Annotated in this window: 26 protein-coding genes; 3 read left to right on the top strand and 23 right to left on the bottom strand. The window is 48.5% G+C overall.

The features are described from left to right. Nucleotides 1-31: 31 nt before the first annotated feature. From dprA to B9A14_RS06265, 8 genes are all read right to left on the bottom strand, one after another. Nucleotides 32-1,150, bottom strand: a complete 1,119-nt coding sequence (gene dprA / locus B9A14_RS06295; RefSeq protein ID WP_084664854.1) for a DNA-processing protein DprA — start codon at nt 1,148-1,150, stop codon at nt 32-34. Nucleotides 1,151-1,197: 47 nt separating this feature from the next. Continuing rightward, the gene (locus B9A14_RS17940) at nt 1,198-1,332 is read right to left on the bottom strand and encodes a hypothetical protein (protein WP_269456763.1); all 135 of its coding nucleotides are present in this window, start codon (nt 1,330-1,332) and stop codon (nt 1,198-1,200) included. Between the two features lie 47 nt (nt 1,333-1,379). Then, nucleotides 1,380-2,483, bottom strand: coding sequence for an iron-containing alcohol dehydrogenase family protein (locus B9A14_RS06290; protein WP_084664852.1), 1,104 nt, complete (start codon nt 2,481-2,483; stop codon nt 1,380-1,382). A 14-nt stretch (nt 2,484-2,497) separates the two neighbouring features. Then, nucleotides 2,498-3,247, bottom strand: coding sequence for a type 1 glutamine amidotransferase (locus B9A14_RS06285; protein ID WP_084664850.1), 750 nt, complete (start codon nt 3,245-3,247; stop codon nt 2,498-2,500). Continuing rightward, on the bottom strand, nt 3,207-4,640 hold the full coding sequence (locus B9A14_RS06280) for a Mur ligase family protein (RefSeq protein ID WP_084664848.1): 1,434 nt from the start codon (nt 4,638-4,640) through the stop codon (nt 3,207-3,209). Before B9A14_RS06280 ends, B9A14_RS06285 begins: the two co-directional genes overlap by 41 nt. A gap of 44 nt (nt 4,641-4,684) precedes the next feature. After that, on the bottom strand, nt 4,685-6,289 hold the full coding sequence (gene murJ / locus B9A14_RS06275) for a murein biosynthesis integral membrane protein MurJ (protein ID WP_084664846.1): 1,605 nt from the start codon (nt 6,287-6,289) through the stop codon (nt 4,685-4,687). A gap of 74 nt (nt 6,290-6,363) precedes the next feature. After that, nucleotides 6,364-7,884 (bottom strand): YifB family Mg chelatase-like AAA ATPase, encoded by a 1,521-nt coding sequence (locus B9A14_RS06270; protein ID WP_084664844.1) that lies wholly within the window; start codon nt 7,882-7,884, stop codon nt 6,364-6,366. 84 nt (nt 7,885-7,968) lie between these two features. Beyond that, nucleotides 7,969-9,537 carry an INTS9 family MBL fold metallo-hydrolase gene (locus B9A14_RS06265; protein WP_084664842.1) on the bottom strand — a complete coding sequence of 523 codons (1,569 nt, stop codon included), beginning with the start codon at nt 9,535-9,537 and terminating at the stop codon, nt 7,969-7,971. 149 nt (nt 9,538-9,686) lie between these two features. Here B9A14_RS06265 and B9A14_RS06260 point away from each other — a divergent pair, with 149 nt between their 5' ends. Then, nucleotides 9,687-10,211: a ferredoxin domain-containing protein gene (locus B9A14_RS06260; RefSeq protein WP_084664840.1), complete on the top strand. Its 525-nt coding sequence runs from the start codon at nt 9,687-9,689 to the stop codon at nt 10,209-10,211. A gap of 65 nt (nt 10,212-10,276) precedes the next feature. Here the strand turns inward: B9A14_RS06260 and B9A14_RS06255 are convergent, their stop codons facing one another. Together B9A14_RS06255 and B9A14_RS06250 are read right to left on the bottom strand one after the other, a co-directional pair. Further along, nucleotides 10,277-10,975: a metallophosphoesterase gene (locus B9A14_RS06255; RefSeq protein ID WP_084664838.1), complete on the bottom strand. Its 699-nt coding sequence runs from the start codon at nt 10,973-10,975 to the stop codon at nt 10,277-10,279. Between the two features lie 39 nt (nt 10,976-11,014). Further along, nucleotides 11,015-12,022, bottom strand: coding sequence for an isocitrate/isopropylmalate dehydrogenase family protein (locus B9A14_RS06250; protein ID WP_084664836.1), 1,008 nt, complete (start codon nt 12,020-12,022; stop codon nt 11,015-11,017). Between the two features lie 161 nt (nt 12,023-12,183). Between B9A14_RS06250 and B9A14_RS06245 the strand changes: the two genes are divergently transcribed. Together B9A14_RS06245 and B9A14_RS06240 are read left to right on the top strand one after the other, a co-directional pair. Beyond that, nucleotides 12,184-13,872, top strand: a complete 1,689-nt coding sequence (locus B9A14_RS06245; RefSeq protein WP_084664834.1) for a hydantoinase/oxoprolinase family protein — start codon at nt 12,184-12,186, stop codon at nt 13,870-13,872. Beyond that, nucleotides 13,865-15,175, top strand: coding sequence for a histone deacetylase family protein (locus tag B9A14_RS06240; protein ID WP_084664832.1), 1,311 nt, complete (start codon nt 13,865-13,867; stop codon nt 15,173-15,175). The genes B9A14_RS06245 and B9A14_RS06240 overlap by 8 nt, the downstream gene beginning before the upstream one ends. 23 nt (nt 15,176-15,198) lie before the next feature. Here the strand turns inward: B9A14_RS06240 and B9A14_RS06235 are convergent, their stop codons facing one another. From B9A14_RS06235 to rnhB, 13 genes are all read right to left on the bottom strand, one after another. Continuing rightward, nucleotides 15,199-15,561, bottom strand: coding sequence for a YraN family protein (locus B9A14_RS06235; protein ID WP_084664830.1), 363 nt, complete (start codon nt 15,559-15,561; stop codon nt 15,199-15,201). Nucleotides 15,562-15,591: 30 nt separating this feature from the next. Continuing rightward, nucleotides 15,592-17,022, bottom strand: a complete 1,431-nt coding sequence (locus B9A14_RS06230; protein ID WP_084664828.1) for an NADH-quinone oxidoreductase subunit N — start codon at nt 17,020-17,022, stop codon at nt 15,592-15,594. After that, on the bottom strand, nt 17,022-18,551 hold the full coding sequence (locus tag B9A14_RS06225) for a complex I subunit 4 family protein (RefSeq protein WP_084664826.1): 1,530 nt from the start codon (nt 18,549-18,551) through the stop codon (nt 17,022-17,024). Before B9A14_RS06225 ends, B9A14_RS06230 begins: the two co-directional genes overlap by 1 nt. Continuing rightward, nucleotides 18,548-20,431, bottom strand: coding sequence for an NADH-quinone oxidoreductase subunit L (nuoL, locus tag B9A14_RS06220; protein ID WP_084664824.1), 1,884 nt, complete (start codon nt 20,429-20,431; stop codon nt 18,548-18,550). The genes B9A14_RS06225 and nuoL overlap by 4 nt, the downstream gene beginning before the upstream one ends. A gap of 39 nt (nt 20,432-20,470) precedes the next feature. Then, nucleotides 20,471-20,779: an NADH-quinone oxidoreductase subunit NuoK gene (gene nuoK, locus B9A14_RS06215; protein ID WP_084664822.1), complete on the bottom strand. Its 309-nt coding sequence runs from the start codon at nt 20,777-20,779 to the stop codon at nt 20,471-20,473. After that, entirely contained in the window at nt 20,776-21,285 is a 510-nt protein-coding gene (locus B9A14_RS06210) for an NADH-quinone oxidoreductase subunit J family protein (protein ID WP_084664820.1), read from the bottom strand. The genes nuoK and B9A14_RS06210 overlap by 4 nt, the downstream gene beginning before the upstream one ends. Nucleotides 21,286-21,318: 33 nt before the next feature. Further along, on the bottom strand, nt 21,319-21,768 hold the full coding sequence (locus B9A14_RS06205) for a NuoI/complex I 23 kDa subunit family protein (protein WP_231967953.1): 450 nt from the start codon (nt 21,766-21,768) through the stop codon (nt 21,319-21,321). Beyond that, on the bottom strand, nt 21,762-22,778 hold the full coding sequence (gene nuoH / locus B9A14_RS06200; RefSeq protein WP_084664816.1) for an NADH-quinone oxidoreductase subunit NuoH: 1,017 nt from the start codon (nt 22,776-22,778) through the stop codon (nt 21,762-21,764). Before nuoH ends, B9A14_RS06205 begins: the two co-directional genes overlap by 7 nt. Nucleotides 22,779-22,832: 54 nt before the next feature. Further along, nucleotides 22,833-23,945, bottom strand: coding sequence for an NADH-quinone oxidoreductase subunit D (locus B9A14_RS06195; RefSeq protein ID WP_084664814.1), 1,113 nt, complete (start codon nt 23,943-23,945; stop codon nt 22,833-22,835). Then, on the bottom strand, nt 23,935-24,456 hold the full coding sequence (locus tag B9A14_RS06190; RefSeq protein ID WP_231967952.1) for an NADH-quinone oxidoreductase subunit C: 522 nt from the start codon (nt 24,454-24,456) through the stop codon (nt 23,935-23,937). The genes B9A14_RS06195 and B9A14_RS06190 overlap by 11 nt, the downstream gene beginning before the upstream one ends. Then, nucleotides 24,453-24,953 (bottom strand): NADH-quinone oxidoreductase subunit B, encoded by a 501-nt coding sequence (locus B9A14_RS06185; RefSeq protein WP_422938468.1) that lies wholly within the window; start codon nt 24,951-24,953, stop codon nt 24,453-24,455. Before B9A14_RS06185 ends, B9A14_RS06190 begins: the two co-directional genes overlap by 4 nt. Beyond that, the gene (locus tag B9A14_RS06180) at nt 24,950-25,309 is read right to left on the bottom strand and encodes an NADH-quinone oxidoreductase subunit A (RefSeq protein WP_084667063.1); all 360 of its coding nucleotides are present in this window, start codon (nt 25,307-25,309) and stop codon (nt 24,950-24,952) included. Before B9A14_RS06180 ends, B9A14_RS06185 begins: the two co-directional genes overlap by 4 nt. A gap of 81 nt (nt 25,310-25,390) precedes the next feature. Next, nucleotides 25,391-25,990, bottom strand: a complete 600-nt coding sequence (rnhB, locus tag B9A14_RS06175) for a ribonuclease HII (RefSeq protein WP_084664810.1) — start codon at nt 25,988-25,990, stop codon at nt 25,391-25,393. Between the last annotated feature and the right edge of the window lie 10 nt (nt 25,991-26,000).

The raw sequence follows: 26,000 nt of genomic DNA, 5'->3' as shown, positions 1-26,000 counted from the left end.
TAGCTTCACCCCTAAGAGCATCTTTACAGCCTTAATCCCCTGGGAAGGAGCGTAGATAAAGCCCGCCTGGAAGCCTTAAGACCAGGCCTTGTAACTCCAAAAAAGTTAGCGCAACGTTTATTTCTTGAGTGGAAAGCCCTGTGGCTTCCACAATCTCTTCTAAGGATAACGGTGAAGACACTACCGCGGCCAGGACCTTTTCCTCTATAGGAGAAAGTTGGAATCCCCCCGACTTTCCTGCTACCACTTCCAGGGTGGGAACCTGAACCTCCGCCGGGAAGTATTCCTCCAGGATATCCCCCACCCCAGTAACTATCTTAGCCCCCTGTTTAAGTAAATTATTAGTCCCCTTGCTCTGGGGGCTTGTAATGGGCCCTGGCACCGCAAAAACATCACGTCCTTGTTCCAGGGCCAAATCGGCTGTTATTAAAGCGCCGCTTTTCTCGCCCGCCTCCACCACTACGGTTCCTCGGGCCAGGCCACTTATGATACGGTTACGAGCGGGAAAATGGTACCGTTCAGGGGGTGTACCAGGAGGAAGCTCAGAAAGTATCAACCCCTCCCGGGCTATTTCCTGGTAGAGCCGGGCATTTTCCCGAGGGTAGATTACGTCCACCCCGCTACCTAATACAGCTATAGTTTTCCCCTTCCCCTGAAGGGCTCCCCGGTGGGCAGCAGCATCTATCCCTATCGCCAGTCCGCTCACCACAATTATACCTGCCTCAGCCAGGCCCTGGGCCAGGACGTGGGCCACTTTAAGGCCGTAAGGTGTGGGGCGTCGAGTACCCACCACAGCTACTTTTAGCCCTTCTAAAGCTGTCAAATCGCCTAAATAATATAACACCGGTGGGGGATTATAAATACTCTTTAGTTCTGGGGGATAACGTGCATCAGTAAAAACTAAAATCCCCACCTTTAAACGGGAAAACTCCTTCCCTAGCCTGGCAGGGTCTATGTTCCTGCGCCAGGCTATCAGCTCTTGTGCCGCTTTCCCCATCCAAGGGAGATTTAAAAGCTCTCCTTCTTCGGCCTCCCAGGCAGCCTCCGCGCTACCAAAGTGTTCTACTAGCTTAAGCAGCCGCTGGGGGCCTAAGCCTGGAACCTGCTGTAAAGCTATCCAATAGCTATACTCAAATCCTTTATTATTCAATTTTGCCTGCCCCTCTTACCAGGTATTCATCTACCTGGATGGCACTTTCAATGATGTCCCTCTACCGGTTTCTCCTTCTTCGAGAGCTCTCCCTCCCTTTTATCTCCTATAACCAAAAGCAAGAGGTAGAGGGCGAAAAGTTGAAGGATCATACCTACCAGAGCCAAAACAAATTTAAACATAACTAGGCGTCCTCCCTTCCTAAGGACAATCCATAAAATCAAAGCTTTTAAAGCAGGCTCCGCCGTAAAATCTCATATAGCTCATCTTCTCGGGCGGATCTTAAGGTAGCTTTAAGGCTATGTTGTGCTTTAGAAGCTAATGCCGCATAACCTTTAAGTTCTTCGTCCGTATACCGTTCTGGTGATGGGAGAAGGTTCTTAAGCGTCACCCCTAGCTCATCTATACCCGAAAATCCCAATAAGCTCAAGATATGGGCTACCTTCTGCGGGGCTACCGGAGCCAAAAACTCCAAGTAAGCTGCCATTAGTAACCCGTTAGCCCTCCCATGGGGAACACCTCGGAAAAAGGTTAAAGAATAGCCTAAGGTATGTAAGATAGTTGTACGGGTCTGGGCTATAACCATTCCGGCGAGGCTGCTGGCGTAGAGCAGGCTTCGACGTATATGGGGGGTAAACTCCCGCTTTTCCAAGGCGTTCCGGCAAGAACCTATAAGGCGTATAACCTCGGTAGCCAAGAGATCGGTTAAAGGAGAGGCCCGGCGGGAAAGGTACCCTTCTACTGCATGGGAAAGGGCGTCCAGGGCCGTATCAATGGTAACTTCTTCCGGCAGGGAATAGGTATACCGCGGGTCGACCCAGGCCACCCGGGGAAACAACCGCACATCGCTGAATCCTTTTTTGGTCTCTTCTTCAGGCAAGGTAAAAACCGCATGAGGGGTTACTTCGCTACCTGTCCCCGCAGTAGTTGGTATGGCTACCACAGGTAGCGGAGCTTCTGGTAAAGGGGTCCGGTAAAGTTCAGTAGCTTTCACCTTGTTAGTAGCCAGGATGGCGATCCCCTTAGCTACATCCATCGGTGAACCCCCACCGCACCCTATAACTAGGTCCACTCTTTCCTCCTGGGCCACCTTAACCCCTTCAGCTAGCACCTCTAGGGTTGGATTAGGGGGTACACGCTCAAAAATACTCCATTTAATTTTAAGGTGCTCCAACACCTCCAGGAGATCTTCCAAAGCCCCGCTCTCCCGTGCGCTCCTGCGGCCAGTAACAATTAGGGCTCTCCTCCCTAATTCTTCTAAAGGGTGAAAATTGGCCTTTAAGCACCCCTCTCCAAAATAGAACCGGGTGGGAAGAAAAAAGGAGAAATCCATTACCTTGCTCCTCCTCACCTTTTCCCTTTAAAAAACCGGTGAAAGAAAGCTTCATGGGCTCTCCATTCCATCTCATCACCAGGAAGGGGCATCAACTCTACCTGGCCGTAACGGCCTTCTAAAGCCAAGCTTAAAATGTAATCCGCCAAGTGGGGATTTTTAGCCAGTAAAGGCCCATGAAGATAAGTTCCTATGGCCCGCCCATAAAGGCAGCCCTCGGTTCCATCTACTCCATTGTTACCGTACCCGAAGAGAACCCTACCTAAAGGGCGGTGGCCTTCTTCTGAAGCTTCTAGATAAGTCCGACCCATATGGTTTTCGAAACCCACCACGGGGCGTGGAATAGATAAATCTTCCACCTTAATAGCTATGTTACCCTTTAAGCGTTTATCCCCCGCTATGGTATAGACAGGGAACAACCCAACTCCCGAGAATACTTGACCGGAGGCAGTTCGGTAGTAACGACCCAGGAGCTGGTATCCACCGCAAATGGCCAGCAAAGCCGCTCCCCGGGCCAAAGCTTCTTTTAGGTAAGGTCCTTTAACTATCAGGTCTTGGGCTACTATACCCTGCTCCTGATCAGGTCCTCCTCCCAGGAAAAACAGGTCATAGTTTTTAGGGTCTAAAGGATCCCCCAAAGAAACCCAACTTATCTCCACCTGGATACCGCGCCATTCAGCTCGACGGCGAAGAACCAGGAGGTTTCCCCGGTCACCATATAGATTAAGCAGTTCGGGGTAAAGATGACAGATCCTTAACTTCACTTTGGGCCCCCATCCTGAGAAGAAGGCGCCGATATACAGCCAAATTGGTATAAGTACATAATATTAATATCTCGCTAGTTTCCTCCTGTAAGGCTTCTTCCAGGCTTTCAGCCTGATTAGGAACTACCTTAATTAGGTTAAGGTTAATGCCTTGATACTTTAAACATACCGCCATATCCCAGGCCCTAAGTCCGGAGCAGATTATGCGCTTACTCGAACCCCTAACAAGGGGTTCCCAATCCACGTCCCATAACCATGATACATCCCGGCCATCCGCAGCTAAATCATTAATAGCCAGAACATAAGCCTCTGCTCTTATCTCAGCTACTGCCCGCAAAGCTTCGCTTAACCCTGTGGGATTCTTGACCAAGACTAAGGTAACTTTCTTATCCCTTAAACGGAAAGCCTCTGTCCTCCCTTGCCCGGGTTGAAAAATAGCCACCAACTCAATTACTTCCCTGGGGTCTATCCCTAACATCCAACCTGCACTAAGGGCGGCGAGGATGTTATAACAGTTATAAAGACCAAGCAGGGGAGTGAAAAGCTCAACTTCTCCCCCAGGATAGACCAAAGTAAAAGTATATCCGGTACGTGTTTTACATAAATCCTTAACCCTAAAATGGGGAAGAGGTCGTTCCCACCCACAACGGGGGCAATAGTATTGCCCCAAATGGCTATAATGATAATAAGCAAAATCCAAAAGTCCATGGCATTCAGGGCAGATATGACCCTCTTGTACATCTCCGCTGGTAAAACGTATATAGGAGGTGCGATCCATCCCAAAATAATAAACATCTTCCCGGTAGCGACCCAGGGAGGCCACCAAAGGATCGTCGGCGTTTAACAATAGCTGGGCTTGTGGCATGTTCTCCAAGGTTTGCTGGATATACTTTAATATCTGTTCTAGTTCGTGGTAGCGGTCTAGCTGATCGCGCAAAAGATTCGTTATCACTATTAAGTTAGCTGGAACCTGCGTTAAAATATAGCCCAAGCTACCCTCGTCTACCTCTAACACAGCTATTCTTTCCTTTGAGGTATTGGAAAGTTGGGAAACCGAAGCCATAAGAGCTGCAGCCACGCCGGCCGGCATATTAGCACCTTGCTTATTATGCACTACATTTAAGCCTGCTCTTTCTTTCAAAATATAAGCCACAAGATTAGCCGTAGTGGTTTTGCCATTGGTACCGGTTATGATTATTACCTTATCTAAGATTCGAGCTAGATCCCTTAAAAGATTAGGATATAATCGCAAAGCTATCCACCCAGGCAAAGAAGTACCTTCCCGGCCTAATAAGCGAGAAAACAGGCCCGCCAAGCGGCCAAGAGAAATAGCCAATTTAAACCTGAACGTGGCCACCAGGTAGGCTAACCAATTTAATCCCTTAGCCAGCAACTATTCTACCCCCATCCTGTAATGCAGAATTTACCGGGGGTTTACTACCCCACTTTCCCTAGATCCTCTGATAGTCCAGCTCGGCGACGCCGGAAAGGACCCTTAAGGGCTTGAGTTACAAACCCTAGCTCCTCCATTCGCAAAAGCCAAGCTATAGTAATATATAGGACTGCCCCACCAGTAATTAATAACAAAAGCTTAAGGCCCTCAGTCCAAATCCCAGAGCCTGTAAGAAAAAGGGTAACCCTACCTGTCAATATTTTTAAGCACCCACCCATAAAGATAGCTCCTATCAAGCTCTTAACTAAAGTGGAGCCCAATACCTTGGGACTACCAGAAATTATACCTCGGCGTTTAAGAAGATAAAAGAGTAAGGCAACATTAAACCATCCAGCCAAGGAGTAAGCTAGCGCCAATCCTTTAACTCCCCAAAGGGGACCTAATAGGAAATTAAAAGAAGTGCCCACCCCCAAAGTTAGAAGCCCTACCTTTAGAGGCGTTCTAGTATCCTGTAAGGCATAAAAAGCCCGGCTTAACATTTCGTAGGCGCCGTAAGCCGCAATACCTAAGGAATAATACACTAAAGCGTTGGCGGTAGCTAAAGTATCTTGCCTTGTAAAGCGGCCGTGCTCAAACAATACCCTGATAACCTGTTCTCCCAGTACTATAAATCCTGCAGTAGCCGGAAGGGCTATAAAAAGAATGGCACTTAAGGACATAACCAGGTACCGTTCGAAGGCTTCCCGCTCCTTATTTACAGCCAACCTGGTTAAAGTCGGAAGTAAAGTGATCCCTAAAGAAGGGGCAAAAAGCATGGGAACTAACACCACCCGGCTAGCTAGGGTTAAGGCATTGATGGATCCCGGAGGTAAGAAAGAAGCGATAAAAGTTTGGTTTAAAAAAAGATTTATCTGAGCGATGGATAACCCGATGGTTACAGGTAACATAAGTTCTCCTATCCGCCTGATGGCAGGATGCCGGAAGTTCCAAGACCACAAGTAAGGAATCCGAAGGCGCCATACACCCCAAACTTGCACTAGAAAATTAAGAAAGGCACCTAACAAAGTAGACCAAGCAAAAGCAGCGATCCCTAAGCGGCTAGCCAAAGCAGTACCAAAAATTATAATGGCCGCATTATACACTAAGGGTCCAATAGTGGTACCAAGGAAAGATTGATAAGCATATTCCGTCCCCATAAGAACTCCGTTTAGGGAATGGAACAAAATAGCCATCAGTACCACCCGGGTCAGGTAAGCTGTATAACTAATCTCCTGGGAATTAAACCCAGGAGCGATTAAACGCACAAGAAAGGGAGAAAAAAAGATGCTTAAGGTTACTGCCAAACCTACCACAACCAAAACTAAATTAAAGGCAATGCTAACCACTTCCCCAGCTTCCCTTTCTTTCTTTTCGGCTAGATAACCCGAAAGAACCGGAACAAAAGCCGAACTTATACCTCCGCCCACTAGTATAAGGTATAAGGTATCGGGTAACACAAAGGAAGCGTTAAGCATGTCTGTCCATCGGTTCTGGCCAAATAGGGTGGAAATAACCATATTGCGCATAAAGCCCAGGATGCGGGACAATAAAGATGCACTAGTTATTATAAGGGCCCAGCTAGCCAGGCCCAATTCCCTTTTCTCTCCCATACAACCAACCTACCTTTTTGTTGAAACGTACTTTATATATCTTCCAGTTTTTCCGTCCCTTCTACCTTTTAATCCTACAGAGTCGAACGATATTGTAAGGCTTCCGCTAGATGGTGTTCTTCAATATTCTTAACCCCCTCTAGATCAGCTATAGTACGGGCCACTTTTAGCACCCGGTCATGGGCTCGTAAAGAAAGGGCCAGCCTAGTAAAAGCATTTTGCAACAGTACCCGGGCAGAGGAAGAAAGCTGGCAATATTTTTTTACCTGCGGACCCTGCATCTCCGCGTTACACTGTAGTCTATCTTCAGCCAACCTTTCCCTCTGCTTCTTCCGCGCCCTTTCTACCCTTATACGCACCTGGCTGGAAGTCTCCCCGAGTTCAGCCCTTTCTATATTACGGTACTCCAGGCGAGGGACTTCTACTACCAAATCTATCCTATCCAGCAAAGGCCCCGATAAGCGCTTACGGTATTGGGCCACCTGGTAAGGAGTACACTGGCACATCCTTACAGGATCTCCCAAAAACCCACACGGGCAAGGATTCATACTTCCCACTAGCAAAAAATTAGCCGGGTAAGTAACGGCCGCTGTAGCGCGGGCTACCGTAATAACACGATCCTCTAAAGGTTGACGCAAAGCCTCCAGTACTTCCCGGCGGAACTCTGGTATTTCATCCAGGAAAAGAACCCCGTAACTAGCCAGGCTAACCTCCCCTGGCCGTGGCGCCCGACCGCCTCCGACGATACTGACTAAAGAAGCAGTATGGTGCGGCGAACGGAAAGGGCGCTCCCTTATCAAACCCTGGCCAGCTGGTAACAATCCGGCAGCGCTATAGATTTTCGTGATCTCCAAGGCTTCTTCATAAGTGAGCGAGGGCAATAAACCTGGTAAACTGCGGGCTAGCATTGTCTTACCCGTTCCTGGAGGACCAATGAGAAGAATATTATGCCCTCCTGCAGCTGCAATCTCCAAAGCCCGCTTAGCCTGGTCTTGCCCTCTGATATCTGCTAGATCTACCGACCCCCAAGGCTCCGAAAAATTAAGCTCCTCTTCCGGTAATACCCGAGGTAGCTCTTCTTGCCCTTTAAGGAAAGCTAGTACTTGAGAAAGATTATTAGCAGCTAAGACATGGATACCTTTAGCCAATGCTGCGGCTTGAGCATTACCCTCTGGTACCACCAGGGTGGAGCCTGGGTACAACTCCTGCAAGGCTAGGGCCATGGGTAAAACACCTGGTACAGGTCGTAAGCTCCCTTCTAAAGAAAGCTCACCTACCAAAAAAAGGTCCTTAGGTAGGTAACCCCCTTCCAGTTGCCCCGAAGCCGCTAGAACTCCTATAGCTATGGGCAAGTCATAAATGGGCCCCTCTTTTTTTACATCCGCCGGTGCTAAATTTACAGTTATACGTCGAAGGGGAAATTCAAAACCGCTGTTTTTAATAGCTGCTCTAACCCTTTCCCTGGCCTCCTTTACAGAAACATCAGGTAGCCCCACAATAGTAAATACTGGTAAACCATTGCTTATATCGACTTCTACCCTTACTTGTTGACCCTCCAAGCCTATAAGAACCACGGAATGAACAATGGCTAACACCAGTCAACCTCCTATAGTTTTACCCAACTATTGCTATTCGCCACCAGGGCAGCACTTCCTGCTTTTTTATCTTAAACATTAATCTTAGCCTACAGCTAAAGTTTGACCTTTACTTGGAAAAACGATCCGGCATAGGCCTTCAAATCTCTGGAAGAACTCTTTATCCTCTGTATGGACCGGGATCAGTATCTCGGGCCGGATCGTTTCCACCATCTCTTCTAGTCCTGGTCCATGGACGTGGCCGCTGGCGTGAAAACCTGACTTTTCCCGTTCCCGACCCAGAGTCCCATATAACTCAAAACCAAAAAAATCGATCCAGTTCTTCACCCGCTCTTGATCGAGGAGCATCTCTTCATCAAAGGCCTCACTGGAAGAATAAATGTAAATACCTCCTCGTACTTCCAAATCTAGTAAGGCATGAAAATCATAATAAGAAAAACAAAGTATATAGCTTCCGGGATCGCGCCGAATATCCTTCGCCTCTACTATGCGTTCTGGCGCCTTCTTTCGAAAGCGCTCAAGCAGGTTTTCTTCCCATCTCGCGCGCTGGGCCTTAGGCCGGGTATATAGTACAATATTGCTTTCACTGTAAGGATCGGGTATACCTGGTTCTCCACTAACATAGAGGGCCTCCAAAAGATGTATATCCTTAGGGGTAAGAACCAGTTGTCTCCCCTTCTCCCTAGCTATTTTTAAAAAAGAGAGAAGCCTTTCTATATTGCGGGGCCCGAAGTCAGCTACCACTAAGGTAGAAGTCCGAGGTATTACTTTCCGGCAATTATCTAATACCTCTTCTTCCGTTACTGGTCTTTGGGTTCCAGGATGGGTCCCTTCGCAGATCAACACCACCGGCCTTAAACTTGCTGCTTCGTGTATAAACTTACGGCTTAATTCTCCCTGCTTGCCGTGCAAACGGAAGTCTCCAGTATAAAGAATCCAACCAACGGAAGTTTTAAGGCCAAAGGCCCCTGCCCCTGGTATAGAGTGGTCCATAGGCCAGAAGCGTATCCCGATCCCCCCTCCTTCAATTTGCTCCTTCCAACCGACTAAAGGGCGGCTAACCAACTTCCGAGAACCCTCGCACCGTGTCCAGAAAGCTTGGGCAGCATCCGGTAACCCCTGTCTCCCCCAAACCACAAAAGGCCTTTGTTCCCCTGGGACCCGACGGTAATCAGTCGTCCGGAGAAGCCCATCCTTAAGCTCGCGAGGAGTAATATAACATACTTCTTGCAACCTACTACTACTTGTATCCTGAAGGGCCTTCAAGATTAAACTTGTAGCCAAACTGGTGTAGACAGGAATATCTGCCCGCAAGTAAGAAAGATACCCACAGTGATCCCAATGGGCATGGGAAAGAAGTACCCCTTGAATCTCTATCTTCCTATAGGAAGGATGGGAACTATATTTTTCCCAGATACCAGGATACTCTAAATCCAGCCGGTATCCTCCCTGTAAGGGTGGTAGAATCCCTAGGGCCAGAAGGTCAGCAAAACCGAAAATGATGCGCGGAGTAAGGTACTCGTCGAAGAACATGCCCTCGACCTTAAAGTTCGTCCCAAAATCAAGTAGTAAAGCTGTACCATTATCTTCTAGAAGAATTTTATTGCCCCCTATATTGTCTACTCCATCATAGAAAGTAAGGAAAACGCTCATTTTATTCTGGCTCCTTTAATCACCTTTCCTCTTTAAACTGGATTCCCTTGCATGTTTGTAGGATAATTGTACCAGAATGATAATGCTCGCCAACAGGATTCTGATAAATCCCTGTCGAATGTAGAATACTCAAGAAGGAGGTTGGTGCCATGTCCAATATTTTACGTACAGCAGCTGAACTTATGGCTTTGGCTGCTCGTACAGCTCCCAAAGCTGCGGGAAAAGATTTCGTAGTGCTAGAAATATTGGAAGGTGAACAGCTAAACAAATTAGCCGATGCCATGGTGGAATACGGCCGCCAAACAGGCCGTAAAAATTTTGACCGGGATGGCGAAAACGTGCGCCGCTCTGCAGCTGTCCTTCTTATAGGCCTAAAAAATCCTCAAAAGACCGGACTAGATTGTGGTGCTTGTGGTGCGCCGCGCTGCGCCGAACTGGGTGAAGTTCAGGAAGGGCCCGAGTTTGCAGGCCCCTTATGTGTCTGGCGTCTCCTTGACTTAGGAATAGCTATAGGTTCTGCTGTTAAAACAGCCAGCATATTAAACGTAGATAACCGTATCATGTACCGTATTGGTGTACTGGCCCGGCGCTTAAAGTTCATCGATGCCGAAGTAGTAATCGGGGTTCCCCTCTCAGCCACGGGGAAAAACATCTATTTTGATCGGCCTAGCTAAAAAGGGGGTCCCTCCCTCGAGGGACCTCTGTAAGATTAGCTAAAAAGTTTCTAAACCGCTTATACTTAAGAAGGAAGGGCTTGGGTGTAAATAGGCACTGGTCGAAAAGCGACGTGATCGCCAGACACTAAATGGAATTCAATCCCCCAGTGGAGACCTTCCAGGGCCTTCCACCGGTCCGGACCGTGAAGATGGGCATAATAACATCGGCTTACACCGTACTTAAGCATAAGCTCGATAAAGCCGGTAAAAACCCCTGGAAGGGCGGGCGGAAAATGAAACATAACCACAATAGGTTCCCCGTCCTGGCGAACACTAAGCAGATCTGTTAGGGCGCGTTCTAGCCTTATGAGTTCCCGGCGGTAAACCCTTTCATCGGTTTCGGGATTAAAAAGCGGGTGTTCCGGTACTAACCAGCCCCGAGTACCGCAAATGGCCACACCTTCTACCACTTCCGGTTTGAGCAGAGAGAAGTCCTCATCCAGAATAGCAGCCCGCATCTTTTTTTCTGTCTGCCACCAATAATCGTGATTGCCTTTAAGAAGCCTTTTTCGGCCAGGCAGGCTTTTTATTAATTTTAAGTGCGGGAGGGCTTCCTCAAGCCTCATAGCCCAGCTAAGATCGCCCAGTAAGTATACAGTATCTTCAGGCCTAACTTGTTCCTTCCATTCTTCTACAATCCTTTGCTCGTGGTTTTGCCATTCTGGGCCGAAAATAGACATATCCCTTCCCAGATGGAGGTCTCCAAGAGCGTAAAGCGCCATTTCCTCCCTCGCCCTTCCAGTTTACTTTATCTCCTCCCTTTACATAGAAACCAGACGACTTACAATAGCATCTGCCATCTCCTGGGTTCCTGCACTACCACCCAGATCATAGGTCAGATATTGACCTTCCTGTAAAACTTGAATAATAGCCTGGCGTACGCGCTCTGCCGCTTCCCTTTCCCCCAGATATTCCAACATCATTACCCCAGATAAAATAGTGGCCAAAGGATTAACCTTGTTCTGCCCCGCATATTTAGGCGCGCTTCCATGTATAGGCTCAAAAACAGCCGCTGTTTCTCCTAGGTTAGCACCTGGGGCTATCCCCAGGCCCCCTACAAGGCCAGCGCAGAGATCAGAAAGGATATCACCGTAAAGGTTGGGAAGCACCAATACATCATATTGCTCCGGCTTCTGTACCAGCTGTAAAGCCAAGTTATCAATAATGCGATCGTCAGCCTCTATTTCGGGATATTCTTGGGCTACCTCATAAAAACAACGCAAGAAAAGTCCGTCCGTGAGTTTCATTATATTAGCCTTATGGCCAGCCGTTACTCGGCGGCGCCCGTTTTTCCGTGCGTACTCAAAGGCAGCCCTGGCTATCCTTTGAGAACCTTTGCGAGTTATAATTTTTATACTCTCTGCAGCATCCTCACCTACCATATGCTCTATCCCCGCATAGAGATCTTCTGTGTTTTCCCGGAAGATTACCAAATCTACCCCTTGGTACCGCGAAGGGACATTGGGCCAGTTCCGGAAAGGCCGGACATTAGCGTAGAGATCTAGCTCCTGGCGTAAGGCTACATTTACACTGCGGAAACCGGTACCCACCGGGGTAGTGATAGGACCTTTAAGGGCTACTTTATTACGCCGTATAGAATCAAGTACTTCTGAGGGGAGAACCTCCCCGTATTTCTTAAGGGCCGTTTCCCCTGCCTCTACTACTTCCCATTCTAATTCGGCCCCGCTAGCCTCCAATACCCGGCGGGCAGCAGCGATCACCTCCGGCCCCGTTCCATCTCCAGGAATTAAAGTTACCGTATGCCGCAAAAGCAAGCCACCTCCAGTTAAAAAGTTGGTTGCCCTTCCTATTATACGTGATCCTGTCCCCCCTGCCTAGCCCTAGCGTGGCTAGCTTAGGGCTACGCCTATGTCCCAACCCTTGCCAGTCCCTCTTCCTAGAAGTACAATAAAGCGGGAGGAAGAAACTTATGTACATAGGCCTAGACATGGGCGGTACCCATACCGATGCCGTGCTCATATCTAAAGGTCGCGTGGTCCGGTACGTTAAACGACCCACCCACCCTTTTAACTTCTTAGCCTCCGTGCAGGAAGCCCTGGAAGAAATATTAAAAGGTATAAATCCTGCTCAAATAGAACGGGTAAACTTAAGTACTACAGTGTGTACCAATGCTATTGTAGAAGGTAAAACAGAACCTGTAGGGTTGCTGCTGATACCTGGACCAGGTCTTAATCCCTCTTTTTTACAGTGTGGGCAACTTAATTTTATCCTCCAGGGGAGTATCGATCACCGCGGGCGGGAAACTTCACCCTTAAGGGAGGAAGAACTGGCTTTAGCTAAACGGAAGCTCCGGGCCCGGGGCTTACGTTCCCTGGCCATAGTAGGCAAATTCTCTAACCGTAACCCCACCCACGAGGTACAAATAGCCAGCTTCTTGGAAGGAGATTATGATTTTATTACCCTAGGTCATCGTTTGTCTGGACGGTTGGGCTTCCCCCGGCGGGTTTATACAGCCTATTTAAATAGCGCTGTCTGGCGGGTGTTTCATCGCTTTGCTGAGGCTGTCCAAGCCCACTTGGCCGAAAAAAGTGTAAATAGAGAACCCTTTATCCTTAAAGCAGATGGGGGCACCCTGACCCTTTCTGCTGCTAAAAGTGCTCCCGTAGAAACTATCCTTTCGGGCCCGGCCGCCAGTATAATGGGGGCTCTAGCTCTGCTACCCACTAAGGAGGACGCAGTAATCCTAGATATAGGTGGTACTACTACGGATGTGGCTTTTTGCGCGGAAGGTATACCTCTATTTGAACCTCAGGGAATTTATATAGGCCCTTACCCCACCCTGGTCCGCTCCCTCTGGGCTTACCCTATAGGGTTGGGGGGCGATAGCCAAATTCGGGTAGCGGATGGCTTTTTATCTATAGGTCCCCAGCGTTTGGGTCCTCCAGCTTGTTTAGGTGGGCCAGCTCCTACACCTACCGATGCTTTAGTGGTATTAGGCCTTCTAAGTTTAGGGGACCTTAAACTAGCCTTACAGGCCTTACAAAATATAGCTAAGGCTCTAAACCTATCCTTACAAGCTACAGCAGAAGCTATCCTAAAAGAATTCACCAGGCGAATAGCCCAAGTAGTAACCAGACTTGTTCACCAGCTTAACCAAAGACCAGTATATACTGTAAGGGAAATCCTAAGGGGACGAAAATTCCAACCTACCAAAGCCTTGGTTGTTGGAACACCTGCACCTATCTTAAAACCTTTTTTAGCTCAAGCCTTAAGACTCCCGGTAGAGGTCCCTGAGCTTGCCGGAGTAGCTAATGCCATAGGTGCCGCCATAAGCCGACCTACAGCTAGCTTAACCCTTTTTGCAGATACCGAGCAAGGTAGACTTTTTATTCCCGAAGTAGGATGGGAGGAAAAAATCTCTCCCCGCTTTACCCTGGAGGACGCTAGAAACCGAGCCTTCGAACTTCTTAAAAAGCGGCTTAAGGAATTAGGATACCCTGAAACAAACCTTGAGCTTGAGGTAATCGAAGAGCAAGTGTTCAATGTGGTGAGGGGCTTTTATACCGCAGGTAAAAACATACGCCTGAAGGTTCAAAATAGGCCATCTCCCGCAGGTCTAGTGGAAACAAACCTCAAGGAGGAATTATTCCATGCTTAAAGCTTCCCGCCGTGTGGGCCTGGTATTTTTCCCGGCCTACGATTGGGCCATTTCCCCCACCCACCCGGAACGCGAGGAGCGCTTACTTTACACTCAAGATCAAATATGGGAAGAAGGGTTATTGGATATCGAAGGGATCGTAGAATACCGTCCTCAGGTAGCTAGCACCCGGGATGTGGAACGCGTACATGTTTGCGTACCGGATGTAGAAAGCCGCGTTACAGAATCTGACCTTATCGCGGCAGGTGGTGCCATAACTGCTGCCGAGGCTGTCCTGCAAGGGGAAGTAGAACGGGCCTTCGCTATAATTAGGCCACCCGGTCACCACGCCCAGCGCATTGTCTACGCTAACCGGGGTTTTTGCAACATCAACAATGAAGCCATCATGATAGAATACATCCGCCGCCGGTACGGTCCTAAACGTATAGCTATAGTAGACACCGACTGCCACCATGGTGACGGAACTCAAGACATTTACTGGCATGACAAGGATACCCTATTTATCTCCCTTCACCAGGACGGACGTACCCTCTACCCTGGTACAGGTTTCCTGAGTGAATTCGGTGGGCCTAACGCTTGCGGGTATACTTTAAATGTTCCGCTACCGCCGGAGACGGGGGAAGAGGGATTCCTTTACGTTATGGAGAATCTAGTCCTCCCCGTCCTAGCGGAATTCAAACCCGACCTAGTCATTAATTCGGCCGGGCAAGATAACCACTATAGCGATCCCATTACGAATATGCGTTTTTCGGCCCAGGGTTACGCACGGCTTAACGAACTCTTAAACCCAGATATCGCTGTACTAGAAGGTGGCTACTCCATCGAAGGTGCCTTGCCTTACGTTAATGTAGGGATAATCCTGGCTTTGGCGGGGTTGGATTATTCTTATGTACGCGAACCGGATTATAGCCTTGCCCGTGTTTCCCAGTCCAAGGAAATTAGCGAGTATATTGCCCGCCTTTGTCAAGAGGCCTATACGGCCTGGCGGCACAGGGAGGAGATACGGGCCAAGATAATACAAGGGAAAAAGGAAATCACCCGTCAGCGTCGCGTATACTACGATACAGTGGGCTTGCTAGAACTCCAAAAGGAAACCACCTTAGTATGTGAGGAGTGTGCTGGCCTGACCTGGATAGAATCCTATTCTGATCGAGGAGAACATATCCTAGCTGTATTTCTGCCCCGTGGTGCCTGCCAGCGCTGCCGGGAAGAAGGAGAAAAAATTTACAAGCGAGCCAGTAAGCGTGAATATACTGGTATTTTCCTCCAGGACCGCGATAATGATATTCTCCTTAAGCGGTAAAACCTTTGGAGTTACTACCTTCTTTAAAAAGCTCCCCGTATCAATTCTATCCTCGCCACCCTGCCTTGCCCATTCAACAATACTGCTACTACATCGAACCGGCAGGGTTGACCATGTAGCTTCCTTTGCTTCAAATAGAAACTAGCCAAACGTCGCAAACGGTTCTGTTTGCGAAAGTCTATGGATTCTTGGGGAAGTCCAAAGGCGGAGGAAGAGCGCGTCCGGACTTCTATAAATACTATTTCCCCGCCTTCCTCCGCCACAATATCTATCTCACCCAAGGGGCAGCGGAAATTCCGCTCCCGCAAATGATATCCCTGCTCTTTCAAGAAAGTAGCTGCTACTTCCTCTCCCTGCCAGCCCTTTTGCCGCCTCCCACAGTTCAAAAGGAATACCCCCTTATTTCTAGCCCCTCTTTAAGGGGTGAAGAAGGCCGCAGCAGTATTAAAGGCGTAATTAGTAAGAGGGGTGGGGTATAGGCCGAAAAAGAACAGCACGGCCAGGGAACAAGCCAGGGCTACCTGTACCCCTAAAGGTACTGTAATAGCGGGCTTCCCTGGCGGGGGATCGCCCAAATACATGACTTTAACTACCTGGAGATAGTAATATACCGAAACCATGCTCATGAGCACAGCTAAAATAGCCAGCCAAATGTACCCCCGATCAATAACGGCCATGAACAAATAAAACTTGCTAACAAACCCGGCCAAAGGGGGTATTCCAGCTAGGGAGAGAAGGGAAAAAAGCATAACCGCTGCCAAAAGGGGAGAACGGCGAGCGAGCCCCGCATAATCCCGGATCTCATCGCTCCCATCGGTATTATAAAAAATGGTAGCTACCATAAAAGCACCCATGTTGGCGAAAACATATAACATAGAATGGTACAGGATCGCTCCTACGCCCAGGGCAGAAAAAGCGACTATACCTAATAAAAGGTAACCTGCCTGGGAAATACTAGAGTAAGCCAAAAGCCTTTTAATGTTCTTTTGCGGGATAGCTACCAGATTCCCGGCCACCACGCTTAAGACAGTTAAAGCTATTATCAGCTCAGCCCAAAGGGGATGGCTTTCGGAGAGGCCTACAAAGAAAACCCTTAAGAAGGCTGCAAAACCTGCGGCCTTGGAAGCCACAGAAAGAAAGGCAGTAACCGGTGTAGGCGCGCCTTCATACACGTCCGGAGCCCACATATGGAAGGGGACGGCGGAGATTTTAAAGGCCAAGCCACCCAGCACAAAGATTATCCCCACCACCATAAGGGGTGTAACACCACCGCTAGCTACCACCAAACCGATTTCCTTAATGAAAGTGCTTCCCGTGCTTCCGTAGAGTAAACTTAACCCGTACAGTAAAATAGCCGAAGAAAGGGCTCCTAAGATTATATACTTAATACCCGCTTCGGCCGATTTCATATCCCCTCTGCGGTAACACGCCAAAATACAAAGGCTTATGGTCATCAGTTCCAGCCCTAGATACAGGGTAATAAGCTCACCGGCAGAGGCCAAAATCATCATACCCAGTGTGGAAAGTACAATCAGAGCATAGTATTCCCCTTCCCCATGTCCCAGCCGGCCAATATATTCAAAGGAAGAAATACAAGTCAGCACTGCGGCAAATAGAAACAATAGCTTAAAATAAGTTCCCAAGGGATCGATGATATATCCTTCCCAGACCACACCCTTGGCTTCCCGCAAGAGAAAGGTTAAAACAGCGATACCCAATAACCCCAGCGTAGCCAGATACCCTAATCCCCGTTTCTGCCCTTTAGGCACCAATAGTCCCAAACCCAAGAGCCCTAGCCCTAAGGACGCCGTCAAAAGCTCCACACTTAAAAGTTCCCATATAGCCATCAGAAGATCCCCCCTATGGTTCTGGCAGCTTCGATCTTAGCTACCAGAGGAGCCACACCACTGTAGATAAGGTCTCCCATAAGCGATGGGAAAAGACCAAAAAGTATAAGGGTGGTACACAATACTACAATAGGTACCATCTCTACACCCCGGGCATCCTCCAGATGATCCCAGTCTTCTTTCCGGGGTCCAAAGAAAGTCCGCTGCACCACCCGGAGAACATAGGTAGCCGTAATTACTATTCCTAAAATGGCCAGTATAGCTAAGGCCCGGTAAGTCAAAAAGCCGCCAAATAGCCCTTGCTCCCTAGTGAAGGCCCCAAGGAAGATTAAGAATTCGGCCACAAAGTTATGCAATCCTGGCAATCCCAAAGAGGCCAGACCACCTATCAAGAATCCAGCCGCCACCCGGGGCATCTGATGAGCTAGGCCACCGAAGCGGGCGATCTCCCTGGTGTGCGCTTTATGGTATATATTACCCACCAGGGCGAAGAAAAGGGCAGTCATGATACCGTGGGCGAACATCTGGGTTACAGCTCCGCTAAGGCTCAAAGTATTAAGGGCAGCGATCCCTAAGAGGACATATCCCATATGGCTGACACTGCTATAGCCGATTACGAACTTCAGATCCCGCTGGACCATGGCTATCATAGCACCGTAGACTACATTAACTATGCAAAGGACAGCGATAAGAGGAGCCCAGAACTTAGCTCCTTCCGGGAGAAAGAAGACCCCTACCCGTATTAAACCGTAAGCACCTAGCTTCATAAGTACCCCAGCGTGCAGCATGCTCACGGCAGTAGGTGCAGCTACATGGCCATCCGGAGACCATAGATGCAGGGGCCATATAGGTACTAATACACCGAACCCTATGAGGAAGAGGAAAAAGACAAACTTCTGGAAGGCTATATCATATTGCACAGTGGCCAGGGTCTGGATATCGAAGGTAGGATATCCAAGCTGGCGGGCAGCGTAAAGGTACAAGGCAATTATCCCGATTAAAGCGAAGGCACTGCCTACTAAAAGATAGAGCGTCAACTTCATAGCTGCATACTCTTTTCTGGTACTGCCCCAGATGCCAATAAGCAAATACATAGGAATTACAGCTACTTCAAAAAACAGATAGAAAAAGAAGAGATCCCGGGAGATGAAAACCCCGAAGACTCCCGTCACCAGCATAAGCAAGAAGAGGAAAAACTCTTTTATCCGGTGGGTCATATCCCAAGAAGCGAAGACACCTGTAAAGATCACCAGGGCGGTAAGCAAAACCATGGGAAGGCTTATCCCATCCACTCCTACGGAATAATTAACGCCTAGGGCGGGTATCCAAGACCTGTCCTCTAAAAACTGTAGACCGCCGGCTACTTGATCGTAAGCTGCATAAGCATAGATGGACAATACCAAAGAAACGAAGGTAGCTACTGCTGCCGTGATCTTTATGGTCAGCTGCTCCCTTTCGGGTATAAAGAGTATGAGTATAATCCCTATCACTGGAGCGAGAAGTATAGCCGTCAAAAGCGGGAAGCTCATCTTATCCCTCCTATCACCGGCGTTGCTACCCAGAGAACAAACACCACTACCGCAGCAAAGAACACCAGGGCATAAACAGGGAGGCTTCCAGTCTGGAGATACCGTAACCTATGCCCCGACCAGCGTACCGTATCCCCTACTCCGTCAAAGATTCCATCCACTACATGGCGGTCATGCCAATGGAAAGCCTCGGCCAAACCTAAAACTATCCGCCGGAAAAACCAGAGGTAAGCCTCGTCTATATAGTACTTGTTGTAAAGTACCGTGTAGATACTCCGCCACCTCTGGGCCAGGGCTTCAGGGGAGATAACCTCCCGACCATAAATAAGCCAGGCAAGATAAATACCCAAGAGGGCTACTAAAGTAGAGACCGCCATAATGAAGTAATTAGGTTCCAGGTGGTGAGGTTCTCCAAAGTAAACCCAGGAACTGAAACCATGGGGCACAAAGGGAGCCCCGACAAAACCGGCCGCTATAGTCAAGCCAGCCAGGATAGTAAGGGGTATAGTCATACATTTGGGGGATTCATGTCCGTGAAGACCTGCCCGCCGCCGGCCAAAGAAGGCTACAAAAATGAGCCGGAACATATAAAAGGCAGTCAGGAAAGCTACTACCGTCCCCAGGATATAAAGGCCTTGATATCCATTAGAGTAAGCCGCCAGTAAAATCTCATCTTTGCTCCAGAAACCAGCTAAGGGCGGGATACCGGCCAAGGCCAGAGCTCCTAGGAGGAAGGTTACGGTAGTAACCTTCATATCCTTAGCTAACCCACCCATACGGAAAATATCCTGTTCGTGTAAGGCATGTATAACACTACCAGCTCCCAGGAAAAGTAGGGCTTTAAAAATAGCATGGGTAGTAAGATGAAACATACCGGCTGTCATACTACCTACACCCATAGCCATTATCATATAACCCAGCTGGCTCATGGTGGAGTAGGCTAGAATACGCTTAATATCCCGCTGGACCAGGGCTATGGTGGCTGCAAAGAGGGCTGTAAAACCGCCCACGTAAGCAACAAACCAAGAAACTTTAGGCACGCTAGCGAACAACACAAAGGCCCGAGCAAGGAGATACACGCCCGCTGCCACCATGGTAGCCGCGTGGATCAGGGCGCTCACCGGTGTAGGTCCTTCCATGGCATCCGGCAGCCACACATGAAGGGGAAACTGGGCCGACTTACCTATAGGTCCAGCAAAAATTAGTATAGCAGCTAGGGCTAAAAGCCCCATATGGGGAGCATGGGGAAGGGCTTCGGCCAGCTCCCGGAAATTGAAAGTCCTAAACAAGAGGAAGAGATAAAAGAAGCCCAACATGAACCCGAAATCAGCTACCCTGTTAACCACAAAGGCCTTAAGGCTAGCCCGCGCCGCCTCAGGCTTATGGAAGTAAAAGCCTATAAGAAGGTATGAACATAAACCCACCAGTTCCCAGAAGAAAAACATCATAAAGAAATTGTTGGCTAACACCAGACCTAACATGGAAGCACTGAAAAGAGATAAATACCCGAAGAACACGCTAAAGCCTGGATCACCGTGCATGTACCCCACCGAATAAATTTCTACTAGCAGGGCTACCAGGGTGACCACCAGAAGCATGACCGCCGTAAGGGGATCTACCAAAACCCCGGCTTCAATCTTAAGGACCCATTCTTTAGCTCCCGGAAGGGCCAACCAGCTTAAAGCATACTCTACAGGTTTTTCCATAGTTACCCCAGAGGTTAATGTCTCCCATAAAATACCAAGGGATAAGACAAAGGAAGCTGCGATAGCTCCTATACCTACCAAGGCACTAAAAGCCTTAAGCCTGCGGGTAATAAAAACTATCGCCGGAAAAGCTAAGGCCGGGAAGAGAGGCACCAGCCAAGCATATTGGATCATGATCTCTTCTCACCTGCCTCACTCATTTCAATAAACTTACTACCATTTAAGCCAATCGGCCTCATCTATACTGGTATTAAGCCTTTGGCGATACAAGTTAATAACAATGGCCAACCCTACTGCTACCTCTACCGCCGCCACAACGATAACAAAGATAGCAAAAACCTGGCCTACCACCTTATCCGGATTTAAAAAACGGTTAAAAGCCACCAGATTAATATTTACCGCATTAAGCATAAGCTCGATCCCCATCAACACAGCTACCGCATTTTTTTTGGCCAGGGCACCAAAAAGGCCGATAACGAACAAAATCCCGCCTAGCGTTAAATAATGATTTAAAGTAATCACTTGTCCTCCTTCACCTCTCTCGCTACCAGGATAGCCCCTATTATCCCTACCAGTAGCAAGATGGCCGCTACTTCAAAGGGTAACACAAAGGATCCTAAGAAAGCTTCAGCCAAGGCTCCTACAGTGTCCTTCGGCCAGGTACCAAAGGGTAAGCTCGCTGGAGTACGAGCTAGAGCTAACATTATCAGGACACAGAGGGCTAAAGATACAACCCCAGCCGCTAGACCAAACCCGTTAAAAAGATTGCTCTGCCTAATATTTCCACGCCGGGTAAGCATCACACCGAAGATTAACAATACAGACACTGCACCCACATAAACTAGAACCTGCACCGCGGCCAGGAACTCAGCTTCCAGCAATATATAAATACCGGCCACCCCGATAAAGCTTAAGACTAGATAGAGGGCGCTATGCACAATATTGGGGAGGAAAACTACAGCTAAAGCCGAAGCCACTATCAGGGCGGACAATACCCAAAAGGCTAGTAAAGTTAAGTTACCAGCCAATTCCCCTCACTCCTTCCCTACCTTCAAAGAACCTTAAGATGCTCCACCGTCCTTAGCATCCTTGGGCTCCGCACCCACCCCTTCTCCTTCTAAGTTATCCTTCTCCTCCGCCAGTACATGGATGGTATCTTCAAAATTATAACAGGCTAACTCAAAGTCAGGCCGGAAACGAAGGGCTTCGCTAGGACAGCTTTCCACACACAGGCCGCAAAAAAGGCATTGCCCGAGCTTCATGGTATACCTCTTTAAATAACGCTTCTTATCTACCCGCCGGCTTTCTACAGAAATAACATGGTTGGGGCAAGCATTGGCACATACTCCGCAAGCCGTACACTTTTCCTTTTCCAAAACAAAAGAACCATGGGAACGTGGCGGAAGATTAGGACGCCATTCCGGATACTGCTCAGTAATGGCTCGACCAAAGCCAAGACGCCAAGTTATGCTTAAACCTTTAAGGAGCCCCTGCCCAAACAACTCTACCACCCACCTGTCACCAAAACCTGGTATACCTTGATGCCTATACCAGTAGCTAAAATATTAGCTAGGGAAAGGGGTAATAGGAACTTCCAGTTAAACTGCAACAGATGATCTATCCGGATACGCGGAAAAGTCCACCGCACCCACATAAAAAGGAGGATCATTATATAAACCTTGATGATAAACCATAACCACGAAGGTAACCAAGGCCCTTGCCATCCCCCAAAGAAAAGGGTCACCGCTAAAGCTGAAACGCTAAGAAGATTGGTGTACTCTGACAAATAGAAAAGGGCATAACGCATAGCTGTAAATTCAGTAAAGGGACCCGCTATGATCTCCTGCTCCCCTTCCACCAGATCAAAAGGTCCGCGGTTTACCTCCGCCGTAGCGGCTATAAAGTAAATGAGAAAGGCTATCGGTTGCAAAAATATAAACCAAATTTCCCTCTGCGCCGCCACAATATCCGAGGTCTTTAGGGATCCAGCTAGCATAATTACTCCTAATATAGAAAATACCAAAGGGATCTCATAACTCACCATCTGGGCCACTGTCCGCATGGCTCCCAAAAGGGAGTATTTATTATTTCCCGCCCAGCCGCCCATGAGTATGGCTATAGTCGTAGTAGAAGCTACAGCAAGGAAATAAAATACTCCGATATTTAAATCTGCAGCGATTATTCCCGGGCCAAAGGGAATAACAGCATACACCATAATAGCCGGGATAAAAATGGCTATAGGTGCCACCAGAAATACCCACTTATCCGCCTCTCGGGGAATTATATCTTCTTTACCCAAAAGTTTAATAGCGTCTACCACCGACTGGAAGAGACCGCGAGGGCCTACCCGGTTAGGCCCGAGGCGCTGCTGCATATAAGCGCTAACTTTCCGTTCTAGATAAATTAAATAGATAGCATTAAGGAACACAAAGGCTAAGATTCCCAGAAGATATATAACCCCTCTAATTACGCTAACAGCCCAAAGGGGTAACCCCCAAGCCGCAAGGAAAGTATCTAGCATACCCTCACTCCTTTAAGATTAAGGCTTTTATTCTGCCCCGGCTGCAAAACCTGCCTACCTATCCACTTCACCTAAAACTATATCTATAGAGGCTAGGGTAGCCACAGCATCCTGGATGGTACCTCCTCTAGCCATAACAGGAAAAGCCCCTAAATTTACAAAAGACGGGCTATGGATATGGACTCTATAGGGTTTGGACGAACCATCACTTACCAAGTAAAAGCCCAAGATTCCTTTAGCACCCTCGATCTGGTGATAAACTTCCCCTTGAGGAGGCTTTAATACCCTAGGAACTTTAGCCAGTACAGGGCCTTCAGGCAAGTCCCTTATAGCCTGCTCGATTATCCTAGCGCTCTGCTCTATTTCTAAGATACGGATAACAAAACGATCATAGGTATCTCCATTGTTGCGGGTAGGGACTTCAAAATCGAAACGCTCATAAATACCGTAGGGTTTCACTTTGCGCAGATCAAAAGGTAGCCCGCAGGCCCTTAAGTTGGGTCCCGTGATGCCATAAGCCAAGGCCGTTTCTAGATCGATCTTGCCGACCCCTTGGCAGCGAGCTTTGAAAATCTCATTATTGGTAATAAGCCCATTAAACTCTTCCAATCCTCGCGGGAGATCTGCCAAGAAGCTCTTCAAGGCGGGGATAAATTCCGGGGGTATATCAGCGGCTACCCCTCCGATACGCATATAGCTTAAAGTTAAGCGAGATCCACACACCATCTCAAAAAGATCCAAAATCCGCTCGCGATCCCGGAAGGGTATAAACCATCCCGTCCAGCCAGAAAGGTCCAAGGCCATGGAAGCCAGCATAACATAGTGGCTGGCTATACGAGAAAGTTCCGCCATAATAATCCGTAGATACTCCGCTCGTTCCGGTACCTCGATGCCCATTAGTTTCTCTACGGCCTGGACATAACCCAAATTGTTCAACATGGCGGCCAGGTAATCGAGGCGATCAGTATAGGGGATAAACTGGGTATAGGTTCTGTCTTCAGCTAGCTTCTCTATACCCCGGTGGAGATATCCTATAACATTCTCCACCTCCACTACCTTTTCCCCATCCAAGGTAAGGACGGCTCGGTAAACTCCATGGGTACTAGGGTGCTGGGGACCCATGTTGAGGGTTATTTCCTCTGTAACTAGTGAGGTGCTAGGCTTCATCCCCTCTCCCTCCTTCCTCCCGGGGCCCAGCAGAATCTTCACGCTCGAGGTAGCCGGAACCATTACCTATAGTAAAATCTTTACGTAAGGGATGGCCATTAAAATCATCCGGACAAAGGATACGCTTTAAATTAGGGTGACCTTCAAAAATAATTCCTAGAAGATCAAAGGCCTCCCTTTCCTGGACTTCCGCTGCTGGCCATAAGGACACCAAGGAGGGCGCCCGGGGGTTGCCGCGTGGAAGCTTCACCTTAACCCTAGTTTCTCGAGCGCTAGGCACGGCCATCAAATGGTATACCAAAATTATCGCCTCTTCTGCCGGTACATCTACTCCTGTAAGGTCGGCTAAAAAGTTTAAGCCATAATCTTCCTTTAGCACTTGCATAACCTCTATTAACCGCTCTACTGGTACCCAGAGGGTAGTCATATCGATACCTTCTGTGACTTCTACCTCTGGGAAGCGCTCTTTTAACCCTTGTAAATCCAGCAGCACTTTAGGCCTTTCTTTCATCGCGACTTCACCAGCGCAAGTTTAGGATTTATTACCTTATCCCTTAGCTTTAATAGCCCGTGGAGTAGGGCTTCCGGCCGTGGTGGACATCCTGGTACGTAAACATCTACCGGGACAATGGTATCCACCCCTGGAACTACATTGTAAGAATCCACAAAAGGCCCACCGCTTATGGCACAGCTACCCATAGCCAAAACCCACTTGGGTGCTGGCATCTGTTCATACAGCCGCCGTACCAAGGGAGCCATTTTCTTAGTGACAGTTCCAGCCACAATCATGAGATCGGCATGTCGTGGTGAAGGCCGGAATACCTCATATCCAAAGCGAGCGATGTCATAGCGGGCCGAACCAGTAGCCATCATCTCAATGGCACAACAGGCCAGCCCAAAGGTAAGGGGCCAAAAAGAATGGGCCCGGCAATAATTTAGAAGTTTCTCCAGGGAGGCCAGAATTATATTTTGAGGAATTTCCGGCTCCTGGGGCTTAAGCCTTATTATAGCCACTCCAAGCCCCCCTCCTTCCAAGCATACCACAATCCTAGGATTAGAATGGCTATAAAAATAACCATCTCTATAAATGCGAACAAACCCAGAACTTGAAATTTAACTGCCCAAGGATAAAGGAACACGGTCTCTACATCAAAAAGTAAAAAGATCAGGGCATAAAGAAAATAGCTGATCCTGAACTGAACCCATGTAGGACCTTTTGTCGTAAGCCCACATTCGTAAGTTTCCCTCTGGTCGCCGACCTGGGGTCTTTTGGGCCGTAACACCCAGTTCGTGGCTAAGGCTCCCAAAGCCACACCCACAGCTCCCAAGAGGAATATGGCCACGGTTAGATATTGGTATAGTATTTTTGAACACCTCCCCAAGCCGGATTGAAACCAAAACACTATTATGTATTCGCTATTTCCGGGTAGATTCCTCCTACTCTGTTACCAAACCAATCTGAAGCTCTTCCGATGGATGGGTGTGGGTCCGTAAGCAGCCAGAGCTGCCCGGTGCTCCAAGGTAGGATAACCCTTATGCCGGCTAAATCCGTAACCCGGAAAAACACGATCGTAACTCTCCATCAGTTTATCCCTGGCTACTTTGGCTAAAATAGCAGCTGCAGCTATGGAAGCGCTTAAAACGTCGCCTTTTATAAGGGGCGTCTGGGCTATCCGTATACCAGGTAAGGGAAAAGCATCTACTAAAATATGCTCCGGCTTAAGTTTTAGGGCAGCCACTGCTCTCTGCATGGCCAGGCGAGAGGCCACTGCGATATTTAGACAATCTATTTCCACTACCGAAGCCCAGCCTATAGCCCAGGCAAGGCTTTTGGCCTTTATCTCCGCCGCCAAGAGTTCGCGCTCCCGCGGTGAAAGCTTTTTAGAGTCCATAAGTCCTGGTAAAAACAAACCCGGGGGTAATATCACGGCGCCCGCTGCCACGGGGCCTGCTAAGGGCCCGCGGCCTACTTCATCTACGCCGGCTATGTACCTTATACCCCGGGCTGCCAATCTTTTTTCCCAGAGGTAGAGCTCGTCTCCCAACCGCGCTCAC

The sequence above is a fragment of the Thermanaeromonas toyohensis ToBE genome (assembly GCF_900176005.1).
Lineage (GTDB): Bacteria > Bacillota > DSM-521 > Neomoorellales > Neomoorellaceae > Thermanaeromonas > Thermanaeromonas toyohensis.
This window is presented reverse-complemented; position numbering and strand designations above follow the sequence as displayed.